Here is a 17,951-nt window from a genome sequence, read left to right on the forward strand (position 1 = left end):
CCAAATGCTTGTCATCCTGAGCGCAGCGAAGGACCTGCTTCTCGCTTTTGCCGTGCCTGTTCCTGCCTGTCTCCAGCACGCGCTGCAAGCACAGGCAACGACAAAAGCAGATCCTTCGCTCCGCTCAGGATGACAAACACACGCTTTCCGCTTCACCCGAAAGGCCCGCCATGCGATTGAACCCCCGCTGCCTCCCGATCCCGGCACTGTTCTTCACCTGCCTTCTACCGCTGGCCGCGCAGACCCCCGCTCAGCCCGCCAGCGCCACCAGCCTGCTCTTCCCCACCAACCCCGCGCCCGCCTACAACGGCACGAAGGAGTTCTCGATCGACATCAAGTCGACGAAGATGAACAAGGTCGACGGCAAGGACGTCTGGGCGCCCCAGCAGGTCAACCGCACGCGCGTCATGGAGCAGCTCGCAGGCTTCACCCCGAAGATCCTCCCGACCGACAAGTGGGGCGGCCGCCTCGACCGCACCGAGTCCGCGACCGGCTTCTTCTATACCAAAAAAGTCGACGGCCGCTGGTGGGTCATCGATCCCGCCGGCCACGAGTACTTCAACATCGCCCTCGTCGAGCTCGCCCCCAGCCACTCCCCCAACGGCAAAGCCGCCATGGAAAAACTCTACGGCGACAAAGCCACATGGATGAAGAAGACCCACGCCCTGCTGCTCCAGAACGGCTTCAACAGCGCCGGCGCCTGGAGCGACGTGGACGCCATCCGCGCCTCCACCCTCCAGCCCAACCACCCGCTCTCCTACACCGTCATCCTCAACTTCATGGCCGACTACGGCAAGAAACGCGGCGGCCTGCACGACACCCCCGGCCACGCCGGCTTCCCCAACGACACCATCTTCGTCTTCGACCCCGGCTTCCAGAAGTACGTCGAAGAGGCCGCCAAACAGGTGCGCCAGTACGCCGCCGACCCCAACCTCTTCGGCTACTTCTCCGACAACGAGCTGCCGCTCAGCCGCAAGAACCTCGACGGCTACCTGAACCTGCCGCACAACGAACCCGGCTACATCGCCGCGAAGAAGTGGTTGGACGAGCACAAGGGCACGGCCTCGCCCGACGAGCTGAACAAGCAGTTCCTCGCCTACGAGGCCGATCTGTACTACTCCATCGTCTCCTCCGCCCTGCGCAAAAACGATCCGAACCACATGTTCCTCGGCTCGCGCAACACCGGCGAGGCGCGCAACGACGAAGAGGTCTTCCGCGCCCTCGGCAAGTACTCCGACTGCATCTCGATCAACTACTACAACTCGTGGACGCCCGACTCCTCGCTGCTCGCCAACTGGGAAAGATGGTCCGGCAAGCCCCAGATCATCACCGAGTGGTACACCAAGGCCGCCGACTCCGGCATGCCCAACACCACCGGCGCCGGCTGGCTCGTCGCGACCCAGGCCGAACGCGGCGAGTTCTACCAGAACTTCGTCCTCGGCCTGATCGCCTCGAAGTCCATCGTCGGCTGGCAGTGGTTCAAATACCAGGACAACGACCCCAACGACCCGCACGCCGAGCTCTCGAACAAGGACGCGAACAAGGGCGTCGTCAACATCCAGTTCAAAAACTACGGCCCGCTGCTCGAACGCATGCGCCAGCTCAACCCCAACGCCTACGCGCTGGCGGATTACTTCGATAAGGCCGCGAAGCCGTAGACGTCATGCCCCGCCCAGGATGCCTGTCCTCCTGAGCGCAAGAACATTTGTCATCCTGCGCAACAACATTTGTCATCCTGAGCGCAGCGAAGGATCTGCTTTTCGTTTTTTGCCATTGCCTGTTCTTGCCCGACCGCGCCACCGACCCCGACCCCAACCCCGAAGGCAAACCATGATCCTCCGCCGCTGCCTCTCCGCCTCGATCCTCGCGCTCGCACTCGCCGTCTCCGGCTGCGCCGCCAATCCTTCCTCCAGTACGCTCAACCTGCCCGGCGACACCCTGAGCCTCTACCTCGACGGCGCCATCGTACCGGTCGTACCCGGCGGCGCCCCCAGCACGGTTGTCTGCTCGTCCCTGCGATCCACTGGCAGCACCGCGCCCATCACCCTCTCGGTCACCGGAGTCCCCGCGGGCATGACCGCGACCTTCACCCAGCCGCCCGCCAACGGCAACTTCGGCACGCTCCTGCTCACCGCCGTCAACACCGCCGCGCCCGGAACCTTCCCCCTCACCGTCACCGCGACCGACGGCACAGCCACCTCCACCGCGAAACTCACCGCGACCATCATTCCCACCGACGCCATCACCCTCGCCGCCGCGACCCCCGCCATCACCGTCCGGCAGGACGGCACGCCCGGCAGCACCGCCGTCACCGTCTCGCGCTCCGTCGGCTACACGAACCCCATCACCATCACCGCGACCGGCATGCCCACCGGCCTCACCCCGACCTACACCCAGCCCGCCGCCGGAACCACCGGCACGGTCACCTTCACCACCGCCTCCACCCCCGCCGCGCCCGGCACGTACAACATCACCCTCACCGCCAGCGACGGCGCCGCCACCGCGACCACCACCGTCGCCGTCACCGTCGGCGTCGTCCTCACCGTCGCGAACGCGAACGACACCACCCTCGGCATCTCCGGACAGTTGCGCGAGTTCATGAGCACCGGCTTCCAGCCCTCCACCTACAACAACGGCTTCTTCAAGAGCTTCGCCAGCACCACCGACCTCGCCGCGCTCAACCCCCTGCACATCCGCCTGCAGCCCGTCTTCGGCGCCATCCCCTGGGTCGCCAACTCCCTGCCCGCCGCCGCCTCCGACTGGAGCTTCACCGGCTTGGACCAGACCGTCCAGCCCGTCCTCGCCGTCGGCGACAAGAGCCCCATCTTCCAGATCGCCAAGGCGCCGCTCTTCCTCGACGACGCCAGCGGACACTTCATCGACAACCCCACCAACCTCGCGCTCCTCACCACCTACGCCCAGAATCTCGTCCGCTACTACAACACCGGCGGCTTCAACGTCGGCAGCACGCACTTCCAGTCCGCCAGCTCGCAGCACATCACCTGGTGGGCCATCTTCAACGAGCCCAACCTCAACAACCTCACCGCCACGCAGTACATCCAGCTCTACAACACGCTCGTACCCGCCATGCTGGCCGTCGATCCCACGCTGAAGTTCGTCGGCCTCGAGCTGTCGGACTACGTCAGCTCGACCGGCGTCGGCCAGGCCGCATCCTTCCTGCCGCAGATGGTGCTGCCCGCCAACGCCGGCGGCATCAACGCCCCCATGAACGCCATCGCCACGCACTTCTACGGAACCTGCGTCCAAAGCGCCACCGACGCCTCGCTCTTCACCGGCGCCGCCAAGTTGGTCAGCGAGGTCAAATACATCGAGGCGCAGCTCGCCACGCGCTCCGACCTCGCCGGAACCCCCGTCTGGGTCACCGAGAACAACGTCAACTCCGACTACGCCCTCACCACCGGCTTCAGCAGTTGCACGCCTACCATCCAGTACGTGCTGGACCCGCGCGGCACCAGCACCTTCTTCACCGCCTACCGCCCGCTGCTCTTCTCGCAGCTCGGCAAGGCCGGCGCCCAGTCCCTCTACCACTTCCTCTACGAAGGCTCGCAGGCCTACGGCGAGGTCAACAGCGGCAGCGCGGCCAAGACCCTCGCCTACTGGACCGACTACTGGCTCGCCCACACCTTCCCCTGGGATGGCGTCTCCGCCGGCGCGCTGCTCTACAAGACCAGCACCACCGAAGCCACGCCCACCGTCGACATCCTCGCCGTCCACAACCTCGACAACAGCGTCTCGCTCATGGTCACCAACTACGCCGCCGCCAGCACCGCCGACGACAACGGCGCCGGCAATACCCGCACCGTCTTCGTCAACCTCACCGCGCTCGGAACCTTCTCCTCCGCGACCGAGGTCGACCTCAACGGCGCAACCTCGCCCACCGCCGGACCCACCGCGGCCACCATCACCCCAGGCTCGACCCTGAGCCTCACCTTCAACGGCTACGGCTCCAGCATGTTCCTCCTGAAACCATAAGAAATCGAGAGCTTAAAGCCCTTCAGCTTTAAGCTCTCGATCAACGCACCTCCAGCGGATATTCGCTTCGCCCAGAAAGCCTGTCATCCTGAGCGAAGCGAAGCACCTGCGTTAGCAGCGGATTACCTTTAGGGAACCTCTGATTAAGATAGGTCCGGGCTTTAGCCCGGACAATAAGCCCCGCAGAGTCAGTGGGGCTTTAGCCCCTGGGATATGGTTGCGGACTTAATCAGAGCACCTTTAGGTGTCAAGCGCTAACCCGCGATGCCTGTCATCCTGAACGAAGTGAAGGACCTGCGTTAGCTCTTGTCGTTGTTGGTCTTCCCGCCGTCACCCTTCCACCGGCTCCATATCCACCGCGACCTTCAGCGCATGGCCCCCGCCGCCGAGGATCAACCCTCGCACCGGGCTCACATCGCCGTAGTCCCGTCCCCACGCCAGCGTCACATGCCCATCCGACGGCGCCACATCGTTCGTCGGGTCCATATCCAGCCAGCCCGCGCCCCGGCAATACGCCGACACCCAAGCATGCGACGCATCCGCCCCCACCAGCCGCGGCTTGCCCGGCGGCGGATACGTCCGCAGATACCCGCTCACATACCGCGCCGCCACCCCGATCGACCGCAGGCACGCCGTCTGCACATGCGCGAAGTCCTGGCACACCCCACGCCGCTTCTTGAAGACCTCCTCCGTCGAGGTCCGCACCGTCGTCACCTTCGAATCGAACTTGAAGTCCGTATGGATGCGATGCGTCAGGTCCAGCAGCGCCTCGCGCATCGTCCGCCCCGGCGTGAACGACGCCAGCGCATACGCCGCATACTCCGGCCGCATCTTGATGCGCGGCGACTCGAATTGAAACTGGTAGGCCTCCAGCCCCTCGGGCGTGTGATCGTCCGCCAGCGCCGCCGTCGACATCTCCCACGGCAGCGAGTCGCGCCCATTACAAGCCGACCCGCAACCCCGCACGATCTCGCTCTTCGCCTCGACGACCAGCTCTTTGTGCGGCTCCTGCACGGTGAAGTAGGCCAGCAGATTGCCGAAGTAGTCCACCCGCTCGGACAAGGTCACCGGCGCCGGCTCGATCCGCAGGCTGTAGCTCAGCAGCTCGTTGTCCACAAACGAGCGCGGCTTCAGACACACCACGTGATTCCCCACCGAGACGGGATACGCATACTCATACGTCGTGCGATGGCTGACCTTGTAGTTCACAAATCCCCAATCCCTGCTGAAAAGCTCGCCTTGATCTTCTTTCCTTCGTCCTGGAAGCCTGTCATCCGGAACGTAGCGAAGGACGTTTCATCGTTCCATTGGTCTGCTTCCTGGACGACCACAAATGCTCGTCATCCTGAACGTAGTGAAGGACCCCCGCATTTCGTTCGTCGATCGGACCTGATCGAAGCGGTAACCGTCAAGACCCCCGCATTTCGCCTTCCCCGCTCCTGTCCAAGCTCCTCACTGCCCCATCCGGCTAGGCAGCGTCCTCGCATGACTGAAATACCGGCTCGAAAGATTGTTCGACCACGCCGGCAACATCCCCTCCAACTCCCCCAGAAACTTATCCAGCGGACGCAGATCGTTCTGCGCCCGGCCCTGTTTCACGCCGGAAGCAGGATACCGCATCGCCTGCAGGTCGATCCCCCTCAGCCGCGTCACCACGTCGAGCATCGCCGCCAGCTCCGCCTCGCCATGCCGCGGCAGCTTGCCGTAGAGGTCCGCCAGATGCTCCAGTTGAAAGTCCAGCGAGCGCGGATTCGTCTCATCCGCCAGCAGCACATCCAGCACCGCCAGCGGCTGCAGCGTCGTGTAATACCGCGTCCGGTACGTCACCGAAGAGTCCGCGACCTCCAGCAGCGCTTCGAGATACGACCAGTTCTCGACCGCCAGCGGATGCGTGATCACCCGCAGTTGCCGCGTGTTGTAGACCGCGCGTTCCAGCCGCCGTCCGAAACTCATGAACAGCCAGCCCGACCCGCGATTGATATTCTCCCGCTCCATGCCCGAGAACGCCGACAGCAGCTCCAGGCAGTCCGTCAGCATCGCCGCATAGTCGGGATCGGGGTCCTTCGGATCGACATCCATCGCCGTACGCAACTGCCCGATCAGCAGCATCATGTCCGCCGAGAGCCGCTCCCGCACGCTCCCGCCGATTCGCGAGATCTCGTGCAGCGTGCTCGGCAGACTGTCCGGACGCTTCCTGTCCGTCAGCATCGACACAAACTCGCGCTCGAACGAGCGATACGTCACCGCCGCCCGCCGCCTCGGCAGCTTGCTGTGCCGGGTCGCCAGGCAGCCATGCAGCAGCGTCAGGCTGCCCAGCTCCGACGCCTCGCCATGACTCACGCGCGGCGCCATCGAACGCAGAATCCGCGCGATATTCTCCGCCCGCTCCACATACCGGCCCAGCCAGAACGTGTTGTCCGCCACGCTCGACGGCACCACGCGCGACACCCGCCGCAGCTCCAGCGGCTCGTTGCGCGGACGCAGCATGCTGAACGTATCCACCGGCGTGTCCGAGAGCACCCACGCGTCCTTGCTGTGGCCGCCGCGCTGCATCGAGACCACCGACCCCGTCGCCTCCGCCACCCGCACCAGCCCGCCCGGAATCGCGCACCACCCGGTCGGCGTGTTCAGCACATACGTCCGCAGCACCACCGCCCGCGAGTTCAGCCCCTCGTTCTCCCACACCGGCGCCGTCGATAGCGCCACCTGCTCCTGCGCGACATACTCATGCGGCTTCGCGCGCATCCGCTCGATCAGCGCCTCGCGCTCCTTCTCCGGCAACTGCGACGCGAAGACCGGCTCCATGCCGCCCGCCGGAAACGCCGGCTTCACCACCACCGACTCCAGATGCCCCATCACCCAGTCCAACGCCTTCGGCTGCCCGCACCACCACGTCGCGACCGACTTCAGCTTCAGCCCCTCGCCCAGCAGATGCCGCGCCAGCCCCGGCAGAAACGGCATGATCGCCGCCGACTCGATCAGCCCACTCCCCAGCGCATTCGCCACCGCCACATTGCCCGCCACGATCGCGTCCACCAGCCCCGGAACCCCCAGCAGCGAGTCCCCGCGCAGCTCCAGCGGATCGCAGAAGTTGTCGTCCACGCGCCGCAGAATCACGTCGACCTCTTCCAGCCCGCCCACGGTTTTGAGAAAGACCCGCCGGTCGCGCACCGTCATGTCCGATCCTTCGACCAGCGTAAACCCCAGATACTTCGCCAGATACGAGTGCTCGAAGTACGTCTCGTTATGCGGCCCCGGCGTCATCAGCACGATGCGCGGATTCGGCTTCTCCGGCCCCGCCATCGCGATCAGCGCATCCCGCTGCGCGCGAAAGAACGGCGCCAGCCGCAGCACATTCGAGTTGCGAAACAGCTCCGGATGCAGGTCCGACACGATCGTCCGGTTCTCCAGCGCGTAACCCGAACCCGACGGCGCCTGCGTCCGGTCGGCCAGCACCCACCACTGCCCGTCCGGCGACCGCGCCAGGTCCACCGCCAGCATATGCAGGTGGCTGTGCGGCGGCACTTTAACCCCCACCATCGGCCGCAGAAACGCCGGGTTGCCATACAGCAGCGCCGCCGGAAAGTGCCCATCCTTCAACAGCGTCTGCTCGCCGTACAGGTCTTCGAGGATCAGGCTCAGCAGCTCCGCCCGCTGCACCACCCCGGCCTCGATCGTCTTCCACTCCTCCGCCGGAATCAGCAGCGGCACGATATCCGTCTGCCACGGCCGGTTCACGCCCTGCGGATCGCCGTAGATGTTGTACGTGATGCCGTTCTCGCGGATGCGCCGCTCCGCCCGCGCCCAGCGATGCTTCAGCTCCTCCGGTCCGATCGCGCGCAGCGACTCCATCAACTGCGCCCAGTGCGGACGCGGCGCCACCCCATCCGCCGAGGACTCCTCGTACGTCGCGCCATACCGCAGCGGCGACTGGTAGAGATCGTTCGTCACGCCCGCACATCCCCTTCAGCGACAGGCCAGCGCATATCGAGCGTCATCGGAAAGACCGGATTCGTCTCCGCCGCCGGCGCCTTCGCCGCCTCGCTGGGCGCGTCCGAGACCTGGAACCGCTCCATCCGCCGCGCCTTCGCCTCTGCCGCATCCGCCGGCCGCGTCGTGTGGAAGCTGCCGTCCGGCGGCCCGGCGTAGTACGTACATCGGCCAATCGCGCGCTCGCTTAATGTATCGATGATCTCAAAGGCCAAAGGGGTGTGAACCGGAATCGTCGGATGCAGCGACGCCGAAAGTTTGCGCGCCCGATACCGTATCCCCGCCACCAACTCCCCGCCGACGCCCGTAGCCGTCAGCGGCACGCGCCGTCCGTTGCAGCTCACCACGTACCGGCCCGCATCCGTCGCGCCCGTCAGCTTCACCTGCATCCGTTCGAGCGACGAGTCCACCGACCGCCCCGTCCGGCCCGAAAACGTCTCCTCCGCCAGCACATTCCACGGCTCCAGAGCCTGACGCAGTTCGAGCGTCACCCCCTCGGCCGACACCTCGCCGATACGCGGGAAACGAAACTCCAGATGCGTCCTGAACCACTCGTTCTCGAACGCATAGCCCGCATCGCGCAGATACTCCAGCACTTCGAAGAAGTCCTGCTCGACGAAGTGCGGCAGCATGAACCGGTCGTGCAGCGACGTCCCCCACCGCACCAGACCCTTGCCGAACGGCGCGCGCCAGAAGACCGTCACCAGCGCCCGCACCAGCAGCATCTCCGCCAGCCCCATCCGGTAGTGCGGCGCCATCTCGAACGCGCGCAGCTCCAGCAGACCCAGCGGCAACCCCTGCCCATACGGCGGCCACATCTTGTCGATGCAGAACTCCGCCCGGTGCGTATTGCCCGTGATGTCGACCAGCAGGTTGCGGAAGAGCCCGTCCAGAATCATCGGCTCGATCTCATGCCGGTCGAGCTGCTGAAACGCGACCTCCAGCTCGTACAGCGCGTCCCCGCGCGCCTCGTCCACCCTTGGATACTGGCTCGTCGGTCCGACGTACATCCCTGAAAATAAATACGATAGCGACGGATGATTCTGCCAGAACGCCACCATGCTCCGCAGCAGATCGGGCCGGCGCAGCAGCGGCGAATCCGCCGGGCTGCTCGCGCCGATGACGATATGGCTGCCCCCGCCCGTCGCCAGATGGCTGCCGTCATAGGCGAACTTGCCCGCGATCAGCCGGTTCTTCTCGGCCTCCTCGGCCAGGATCGCGTTCAACTCCTCCAGCTCATCCCAGTCCGCGGTCGGCGGCAGATTGACCTCCAGCACGCCGGGATCGGGCGTCAGACTGAAGGCCCGCATGCGCAGATCGTGCGGCGCGGTATACCCTTCCACCCACACCGGCATCGCCAGATGCGCGCACGTATCTTCAATCGCTGCAATCAGATCGAGGTAGTCCGCCAGCACCGACGTATACGGCACGAACACATGCATCCGTCCCTCGCGCGCCTCGACGCACAGCGACGGACGCACCAGCTCCGGCGCATCCTCGGGCTTCGCGGCCAGCGGCGGCAGCGGATCGGGCGCGGCCTCGACCGCGAACAGCTCCGGCCGCCGCGCGGGTCCGGCAGGCAGCGCGACCAGCCCGTCCGCGCCCTGCTCGTAGGTCAGAATATCCGGCGCGACCCACGGCATGATCCCGGTATCTATCCGGTAGCCGATCGGCGAATCGCCCGGCAGAAGCTGCATCGTCTCCGACCGCGGAAACCAGAGCTGGCTCGACCACGCCAGCCTGCCCCCGGGCTGACGCCGCCGCAGCGGCAGCACATACCCCGCCGCAACCTCCGCCCCGGGATTGAACGCCGGCAGAATATCCGCCGAACTGACCTGCAGCCGCCGCGCCAGCGCCCCCACGAACCGCTCGGCATCGCCCAGCCCATACTCCGTCGTCTGCTCTTCGGTCGCGACCAGGTCGCCATTCTCCCACACCGGCACGCCGTCCAGCCGCGAGACACAGTGGAACGCCCACCTGGGCAGCGGCTCGCCGGGATACCACTTGCCCTGCCCGAAGTGCAGCATCCCGCCCGGCGCCGTCTTCTCCCGCAGGCAGCGAATCAACGCCAGCCCGCGCGTCCGCTTCTCCGGCCCCAGCGCCTCGATGTTCCACTGCGGCGTCTCGGCCGCGTCGATCCCGACATAGGTCGGCTCGCCGCCCATCGTCAGCCGCACGTCCTGCGCCACCAGATCCTTGTCGATCTGGTGCGCCACCGCCCGCAACGCCGCCCACGCCTCATCGCTGTACGGCCGAGTCAGACTCGGCGCCTCGCCCACCCGGGTCTCCGTCATCGTGTCACCGCCATCGTATGCTCCATCCTTACCTCCGCCGGTTCCACCGTCCCGCCGATCGGCGCCGCCTGCGACGCCGACGGCGTACACACCAGCGGTATATGCCCCTCCGCCGTCAGCAACCCCGAGGTCGGGTCCAACCCGATCCACCCCGCGCCCGGCAGGTAGACCTCCACCCACGCATGCAGATCGGCCGAGTCCACCTTCGGCCCATCCGGCGCATCGTTCGCCACTTGAATCAGATACCCCGACACGAACCGCGCCGCAATCCCCAGCCGCCGAAACACCTGCACCAGCAGCCACGACGAATCCCGGCACGACCCCGTTCCCAGCGCCAGCGTCTCCTCGCACCTCTGAACCCCATGCTCCAGCCGCGTCGTGTAGCCCACGCGGTCGCGCACCGCGCGGTTCGACGCCAGCAGAAAGCTGACCGTATCGGTCGTCTCCCGCGAGAGCCCGGCGACGAACTCCGCCAGCAGCGGCCCCGCCGGCTCAGTCGCCAGATAAAGCCCCAGCAGCTCCGCCGCCTCGCCGTCATAGACGAAAGGAAACTGCGCATACGCCGGCTCGACAAAGAAATCAAAGGGGTTATACGGCGTCAGATCCGCCTCCAGCCGCACCTCCACCACAAACTCCGCCGTCTTCGAGGGCAGAATCACACGCGCCAGCCGGTTGCCCAGCGGGTCGAACTGCCAGTGCAGCAGACGGTCGGCGGGCCGCACCTCCAGCGCGTAGCTCAGGATCGGCGTGCGCCCGCCCGGCGCCGGGCAGAGCTGAATCTTCTGCGGTCCGAACGCGACAGCCCTCTCATACTGGTAGCTGGTGGTGTGCTGCAGTGCGACGCGATTACCCATTGAACCTCAAGTTCCGAGACAATTCCGAGACAATTCCAAGACCCTCGGTTTCAAACCTTCCACAGCATGAGATGTCGTTTCCCGGCGACCGAAGCCGCGAAGATGGGCGAGAGAAGTGGCAAAGTTCTTCTTATCGTAACGAATCCCACGCCATTCCACACAAAACCACCCAACACCTGGCCGATATCTGCATCCAACGCCACAGGTAGTGTGAAATGCGTCAGATTTGCCTTTGCTCTTACGACCGGGTGGAAGCATGGGGCTTCAGCCTCATCACCCGGATCGACCGTACGACAGGGCTTTAGCCCTGGGGCCCTCCGCACCGCACGCCACAATCCCCTGAAACACAGCTCTAGGAGTCCCATGCTGATCCAGTCCGAGTACGATATCCAGTTCTACCTTCCCGCCCCCACCGCCATGGTGGCGCTGCTGCACCTGCACCCCACGCTTGACTCGTTCCTGCGCGGAACCGACGACCTGCACGTCGAAAGCCACCCCACCCACGGCTTCGGCCCCAACCCCGGCCAGAACAACGGCGCCGTCACCGTGCCCACGACCGAGTACATCGACAGCTTCGGCAACCGCTGCTCCCGCTTCGTCGCACCCGCCGGACACCTCCGGCTCTCGGGCGTCAACGTCCTCAACGCCGATCCCAACCCCGACCAGATCCACCACCACGCCCGCCAGCACCCCATCGAGGAGCTGCCCTCCGACGTCCTCCAGTTCCTGCTCCCCAGCCGTTACTGCCAGGTCGACCAGTTCGGCGGCATCGCGCAGGATCTCTTCGCCAACACCGTCTCCGGCTGGGACCGCGCCACCGCCATCCGCGACTGGGTCCACGACCACGTCACCTTCAACTACAACGCCGCGCGCCCCACCAAGACCTCCATGGACGTCTTCACCGAGCGCATCGGCGTCTGCCGCGACTTCCAGCACCTCGCCATCACGCTTTCGCGCTGCATGAACATTCCCGCCCGCTACGTCACCGGCTACATCGGCGACATCCGCCGCCCATACAGCGGCGCGGGCGACTTCAGCGCCTGGTACCAGGTCTACCTCAACGGCCAGTGGATCAACCTCGACGCCCGCCACAACTACCCCCGGCAGGGGCGCCTGCTGATGGCCGTCGGCCGCGACGCCGCCGACGTCGCCATCACAACCAGCTTCGGCACCGCCAACCTCACACGCTTCTACGTGGAGTCGAACGAGATCGACGCCGCCGGCAACCGGGTCCCACTCCCGGTCGCCGGCCAGCCGCTGGACTACCCGCCCATCGAACGCAACACCCCCACCCAGTCGAACTACCGCGGCGCCAGCCCCACCCAGACGCAGTCGGCCGTGTCGTAAGCCGCACGTCCTCGTTTGCCCTGAACTCCTTTCGCAAATATGTACTTGACTCCATAATGCCGTTTGAAGCATTCTGGGATCCATGGCATGGGCTGTCGAATTCCATGAGGAGTACTTCGCGGAGTTGCAGAACGAAGCGAAACCGATTCGAGTGGCCGTCATCGCCGCAACGAGACTTCTGCAGCAGTTTGGACCTCTCCTGCACCGGCCCTATGTCGATACGCTCAAGGGCTCTGCCTATCCGAATATGAAGGAGTTTCGAACCACTCTTCCGGATGGCGAGTGGCGCATCGCCTTCGCGTTCGATCCACAACGCCGGGGAATCATGCTGACCGGGGCAACGAAGTCGGGCGTTGGACAGGACAAATTTTACGAACGGCTGATTCACATTGCGGACCGTCGCTATGCGGATCACCTCACCGGGAAGAAGACGAAATAACGGAGCGTGGATGGCTGTCTCTCTCGAATACGTGATGTCGACTCTCTCCCCCGAGGAGCGTGCAGAGGTCGAAGCACGCGCCCAGGAGCTCATCGAAGAAGAGCTGACCCTGCGCGATCTTCGCGCCGTTCAGCACCTTACGCAGCAGCGGGTCGCTGAACTCCTCGGCATCGAGCAGGACAGCGTCTCCCGCATGGAGCGCCGCGCCGATATGCTGCTCTCCACCATGAGCAGCTACGTCGAAGCCATGGGCGGACGCCTGCGCCTCGTCGCCGAGTTCCCCAACCGCAGGCCCTACACCGTCAAGCTCGGCGACCTGACCGAACGGCAGGAAAAGCCATCCCGGCGCAGGAAGCCGGCGACCGCCTCCGCCCCGGCCGTTGCGGCTCGAAAGAAGACGAAGTTGGCCTGAAGGCCATCACACCGGCTTCTCCGGCCACTGGTGCCGCGGATACCGCCGCATCATCTCGTTGCGCACCTTCGGATAGAGCCGCTCCCAGAACCCCGCCAGGTCGGTCGTCGTCTGCACCGCGCGCTGATTCGGCGCCAGCAGATGGCACACCACCGGCGTGCGGTCGCGGCCGATGCGCGGCGCCTCCTTCGTGCCGAAGAAGTCCTGCAGCCGCGATGCGATCCACGGCGGCTTGCCGTGGTCGTAGTGCACCTTCATCGGGCGTCCCTGCTTCAGCTTCACCTGCACCGGCGCCAGCTCGTTTAGCAGCCGCCCGTCCATCCGCGCCTCGAGCCCCGGCAGAAAACCCTTCGCCGCCTCCCGCAGCCCCTTGAACCCCTGCAGCCCCAGGCAAAGCTCCCGCAGCGCCCCTTCCAGATCCGGCGCCGGCAGACCCGCGAACGCCACGCGCGCCGTAAAGTGTTCGAGCGCCTCCGCGTCGACGAAGCGCTCGATCCCCGCCTCCAGCGCCTTCTTCGCCAGCAGCGCGGCGGCATCGGCGCCGCTGGCCGGCCCCCGCGACTCCTCGATTGCGAGCTTGTCGTACACCAGCGAGCTCACCCGCTCCACGCGCTCGCCCGCCGCATGCCAGACGACCTCGGCCTGTTCGACCACGCGGTCCGGGAAGAGGTCGAGCAGCCACTCCGGCTCGATCTTCGCCGTCATCCGAATCATCGGCAGCCCCTGCTGCGGACGATCCTCCGCATCCACCGCGACCATGAACTCATACACCGGCCGCGCGCCCGCCACCTCGGCCGACACCCCCGTCGCGAGCATCACCTGATTGCCCGCCCGCCGCCGCGCCACGCGATCCGGAAAGCCGGCCAGCACCGACAGCAGCAGCGCGGCATCCTCATGCGTCTCCTGCCGCGCCGTCCGCGCGATCCGCCGCAACTGCTCGAACTGCTGCTTCGTCCGCGCGTCCATCGGCTCATCGAGCGCCGCCAGCAGATCGTTCTTCTCCGCCCGCGCGCCCGAGCCCAGCAACGCCGCCGCCCGGCATCCATCCTCGCCCACGCCGCGCGCCACCGACTCCACCAGAATCCGCGCCAGACGCGGCGGCAACGGATACCGCGCCAGCTTTTCGGCCATCGCGCCGGCCGCGCCCAGCCGGTCCAGGAGCGCCTCCGCATTCGCCAGCGCTTCGGCAGGCGGCGCATCCAGCCACTCGATCTCGCCCGGCGCAATCCCCATCACCCGCAGCGACAGGCAAAGCTGCGACAGGTCCGCGCGCGCGATCTCCGGCAGATCGTGCTCCGCGCGCCGCATGTAGTCCTCCTCGGGATACAGCCGCAACACCCGTCCCGGCCCCGTCCGCCCCGCGCGCCCAGCCCGCTGCTGCGCCGACGCCCGGCTCACCCGCCCAACCTCCAGCGTCGGCAGCCCCGTCCACGGCGAGTGCGTCGCAATCCGCGCCAACCCGCCGTCGATCACCGCCGTCACGCCCTCCACCGTCACCGAACTCTCGGCCACATTCGTCGCCAGAATCAGCTTCCGTTCCGTAGAAGGCGCCACCGCCCGGTCCTGCTCCGCCGGCGTCAGATCGCCATGCAGCGGCAGCACCGCGAACCCCGCCGCCCGCGCCACGCCCTCGACCTCGCGCGCCGTACGCCGTATCTCAGCCAGACCCGGCAGAAAGGTCAGCACATGCCCCGCATGACCCTCCTTCACCAGCAGCTCCATCGCCTTGCGCACCTGCACCGGCAGCGCGTCCGCCGTGTACGGCGCATATTGAACCGCCAGCGGAAACGCCCGGCCCTCCGACCGCAGCACCGGGCATCCGCCCAGATACCGCGCAATCGGCCCCGCATCGAGCGTCGCCGACATCACCACGATCTTCAGCTCCGGCCGCGTCTTCTGCAGACGCTTCAGCAGCGCGAGCGCCAGATCGCTATCGAGATGCCGCTCGTGGAACTCGTCCAGCACCACCGCATCCACGCCTTTGAGCGCCGGGTCCGAGAGCAGCCGCCGGCTCAGGATGCCCTCGGTCACGAAGCGCAGCCGCGTCTTCGGCCCGGAGACCTCCTCGAACCGCACCTGGTACCCAACCGTCTCGCCGGCCTCCTCGTTCCTCTCCCACGCGACGCGACGCGCCGCCATGCGAGCCGCGATCCTGCGCGGCTCCAGCACCACCACCTCGCCCGCCACGAGCTCCAGCAAAGCCGCCGGCACACGCGTCGTCTTGCCCGCGCCCGGCGCAGCCTCGATCACCAGATTCGGCACGTCCCGCAAGGATGCGAGCATCGCCGGAAGGATCGCATCCACCGGCAGTATGGGTTTACGGTTCAACGTGTCTGTTTCTTCAGACCTGGCTTCATGACGCCTGGGCTCGTGAAGAATTGCGAGATACTCTTCCCCGCGTCGGCCATCTCCGCGATCTGCTCAGCGTCCAGCGGTACGTTATTTTCAGGATCGATCGGCATATCTTCTTCTTTTCGCATAGGTGGACTGACAGCAAACAAAAGCAAATCCTCTTCGAGGATGACAAACAAGAGAAACAAGAGCAAGAACGACAACACAAGAACACCACGAATCGTATAGATCGCCCAGATCGAATCCGTGTTCAATCCGTTCTGATCGGTGTCAAGCCTTCGCCTTGACGCCGCGGCTAATCCGCCTTCCCATACCCACCCAGATAAGCCTTCTGCAACACCCCGAACGCAGCCTTCTTCTGGCCCTGATCGCTGATCAGCCCCTTGCGGTTGAAGTAGTCCTGCATCCCCGGCAACTGCCGATACGGCGCGCGAAAGTCCATCAGGATCCACGGGCTCAGCCCGCGCACCTGCGGTATCTTCGCCAGCATCGGCAGTTGGTGTTGATAGATCGCGGCCTCATACTCTTCGGTCCAGCGGTCGGTCGCCGCGCCATGCAGCCCCGCCTTGCCCTCGCCGCCGAACTCGCTCACGATCACCGGCTTGTCGTACTTGATCGTCCAGTGCATCGTGTCCGCGGTCTCCGGCTTGCCCTCGTACCAGCCGATGTACTCGTTCATCCCCACCACGTCCAGCGCCGCGCCCAGCGGGTCGTCGACGACCTTTTCATGTTCGCCCACGCCACGCACCAGCAGCGCCGCCGTCACCAGCCGCTCTCGATCCAGCAGACGAACCTCCGCCGCGAGCGCGGTCAGAAACTGCGTCCGCGCCGGCGTGCTCGGCGTCTCGTTCGCAATCGACCACAGGCCGATCGAGGCCTTGTTGCGGTCGCGCGCAATCTCCTCGTGCAACTGCTGCTTCGCCTTCGCGAGCACGGCCGGGTTGTCGAACGCGATCGCCCAGTACGTCGGAATCTCCGACCACACCAGCAGGCCCATGCGGTCGGCCGCGCGCGTCATCTTCTCGTCATGCGGATAGTGCGCCAGCCGCACATAGTTCGCGCCCAGCTCCTGCGCCCAGCCCAGCAGCGTGTCGACGTCCTTCTCCGAGTTCACGCGCCCCGTACGCAACGGCGCCTCGGCATGGATGCAGATGCCGCGCAGAAAGATCGGCTTGCCGTTCAGCAGAATCTCCGTCCCGCGCGTCTCGATGGTCTTGAAGCCCATCTCCTCGTGGATCGCGTCCTTGCCCGCCATCAGGTCGACCTTGTACAGCTTCGGCGCGCCCGGCGCCCACAGCTCCAGCCCCCGCGGCGCAAACGACACCGCCGCCCGCCCATCCGCGCCGACGGTCGCGGTCGCGCCGGCCTTCAACTCCGGCAGCGAGACCGACACCCTCTCGCCCGCCTTCGCGCCGACGACCTGCACCCAGCCCTCAATCTTCGTCCGCGTCGCCCGATCCACATGCAGGTCGTAGCCCGCGATGTAGCTCTCCGGAACCTCCACCAGCGCGACCGACCGCGTCAGCCCGCCGTAGTTCCACCAGTCCGTCTCGAGCGTCGGCACGCCATCCGGCAGACGCTGATTGTTCACCGCCGCGACGATCGAGTTCGCGCCCGCCTTCAACTGCGCCGTCACCTCGCAGTCGAAGGTCGTGAATCCGCCCTCATGCTGGCAGACCTTCTCGCCGTTCACCCAGAACCACGACTTATAGTTCGCCGAGCCGACATGCAGAAAGACCCGCTTGCCCGCCACCGGCGTCCACTCCACATCCCGCTGATACCACAGCGCGCCCTCGTAGAAGAAGAGCGAGTCGCGCTGCGTGTTCCAATCGCCCGGCACATGCAGCGTCGGCGACTTGGCGAAGTCATACTCGAAGAGCCGGTTGTCGCCCACCCCGCCCCACCGCTGATCCTTGAACCAGCCGTCCTTCTTGATCTCATGATGGAAGCTGTAGAGCCCCGCGAAGTAAGGGTCGACGATCGAACGCCACTCGCCATCGAGCGAGGTCTGAGGCCGCCGGTCCGCGCCTTCGAGCACGGTCGTGTTCTCGGTGAACGGTGCATCGGCCGCATGCACGGTAGCGTCCACCTCACCCGCCCCCGCAGGCCGCTGCGCCCGCGCACTCATCCCGCACAGCAACATCGCCGCAACACTCAACGCCTTCTTCCAACTCAAGCCCATGATTCTCCTCTGACGTCTGGGTGCCCCATCCTTTCGGCTTCATCGAAAGGGTGGGACGTAAACCGTCTGAACATCTACGTCCCACCCA

At 65.9% G+C, this 17,951-nt stretch carries 12 protein-coding genes; 5 read left to right on the plus strand and 7 right to left on the minus strand.

The window, feature by feature from the left end:
- Positions 1-170: 170 nt before the first annotated feature.
- Both CHB87_RS20330 and CHB87_RS20335 read left to right on the plus strand, forming a co-directional pair.
- Positions 171-1,658: an agarase gene (locus tag CHB87_RS20330; protein ID WP_142988458.1), complete on the plus strand. Its 1,488-nt coding sequence runs from the start codon at positions 171-173 to the stop codon at positions 1,656-1,658.
- A gap of 172 nt (positions 1,659-1,830) precedes the next feature.
- The gene (locus CHB87_RS20335) at positions 1,831-3,993 is read left to right on the plus strand and encodes a hypothetical protein (RefSeq protein ID WP_089410291.1); all 2,163 of its coding nucleotides are present in this window, start codon (positions 1,831-1,833) and stop codon (positions 3,991-3,993) included.
- 330 nt (positions 3,994-4,323) lie between these two features.
- Here CHB87_RS20335 and CHB87_RS20340 read toward each other — a convergent pair whose 3' ends face one another.
- The 4 genes from CHB87_RS20340 to CHB87_RS22675 form a co-directional block, all read right to left on the minus strand.
- Positions 4,324-5,202 (minus strand): transglutaminase family protein, encoded by an 879-nt coding sequence (locus CHB87_RS20340; RefSeq protein ID WP_089410292.1) that lies wholly within the window; start codon positions 5,200-5,202, stop codon positions 4,324-4,326.
- 243 nt (positions 5,203-5,445) lie between these two features.
- Complete coding sequence (locus CHB87_RS20345) at positions 5,446-7,944, minus strand: circularly permuted type 2 ATP-grasp protein (protein WP_089410293.1); 2,499 nt, start codon at positions 7,942-7,944, stop codon at positions 5,446-5,448.
- Positions 7,941-10,277: a transglutaminase family protein gene (locus tag CHB87_RS20350; RefSeq protein WP_245818136.1), complete on the minus strand. Its 2,337-nt coding sequence runs from the start codon at positions 10,275-10,277 to the stop codon at positions 7,941-7,943. Before CHB87_RS20350 ends, CHB87_RS20345 begins: the two co-directional genes overlap by 4 nt.
- The gene (locus CHB87_RS22675; protein ID WP_245818138.1) at positions 10,274-11,131 is read right to left on the minus strand and encodes a transglutaminase family protein; all 858 of its coding nucleotides are present in this window, start codon (positions 11,129-11,131) and stop codon (positions 10,274-10,276) included. The genes CHB87_RS20350 and CHB87_RS22675 overlap by 4 nt, the downstream gene beginning before the upstream one ends.
- A 363-nt stretch (positions 11,132-11,494) precedes the next feature.
- Between CHB87_RS22675 and CHB87_RS20355 the strand changes: the two genes are divergently transcribed.
- The 3 genes from CHB87_RS20355 (at position 11,495) to CHB87_RS20365 (ending at position 13,329) form a co-directional block, all read left to right on the plus strand.
- Positions 11,495-12,478, plus strand: coding sequence for a transglutaminase-like domain-containing protein (locus CHB87_RS20355; protein ID WP_089410294.1), 984 nt, complete (start codon positions 11,495-11,497; stop codon positions 12,476-12,478).
- 124 nt (positions 12,479-12,602) lie between these two features.
- The gene (locus tag CHB87_RS20360; protein WP_217897083.1) at positions 12,603-12,917 is read left to right on the plus strand and encodes a type II toxin-antitoxin system RelE/ParE family toxin; all 315 of its coding nucleotides are present in this window, start codon (positions 12,603-12,605) and stop codon (positions 12,915-12,917) included.
- Between the two features lie 10 nt (positions 12,918-12,927).
- A complete protein-coding gene (locus tag CHB87_RS20365; RefSeq protein WP_089410296.1) occupies positions 12,928-13,329 on the plus strand; it encodes a helix-turn-helix domain-containing protein in 402 nt (133 codons plus the stop codon).
- 6 nt (positions 13,330-13,335) lie between these two features.
- On the opposite strand, the gene hrpB is transcribed toward CHB87_RS20365, so the two are convergent.
- Genes hrpB through CHB87_RS20380 form a run of 3 tightly spaced genes read right to left on the minus strand, consistent with a single transcriptional unit; the run spans position 13,336 to position 17,863 of the window.
- Positions 13,336-15,657 (minus strand): ATP-dependent helicase HrpB, encoded by a 2,322-nt coding sequence (gene hrpB, locus CHB87_RS20370; protein ID WP_281252374.1) that lies wholly within the window; start codon positions 15,655-15,657, stop codon positions 13,336-13,338.
- The gene (locus CHB87_RS20375) at positions 15,654-15,935 is read right to left on the minus strand and encodes a hypothetical protein (RefSeq protein ID WP_089410297.1); all 282 of its coding nucleotides are present in this window, start codon (positions 15,933-15,935) and stop codon (positions 15,654-15,656) included. The genes hrpB and CHB87_RS20375 overlap by 4 nt, the downstream gene beginning before the upstream one ends.
- Before the next feature lie 41 nt (positions 15,936-15,976).
- Entirely contained in the window at positions 15,977-17,863 is a 1,887-nt protein-coding gene (locus CHB87_RS20380) for a glycoside hydrolase family 2 protein (protein ID WP_089410298.1), read from the minus strand.
- Positions 17,864-17,951: the final 88 nt, after the last annotated feature.

The sequence above is a fragment of the Granulicella rosea genome (assembly GCF_900188085.1).
GTDB lineage: Bacteria > Acidobacteriota > Terriglobia > Terriglobales > Acidobacteriaceae > Edaphobacter > Edaphobacter rosea.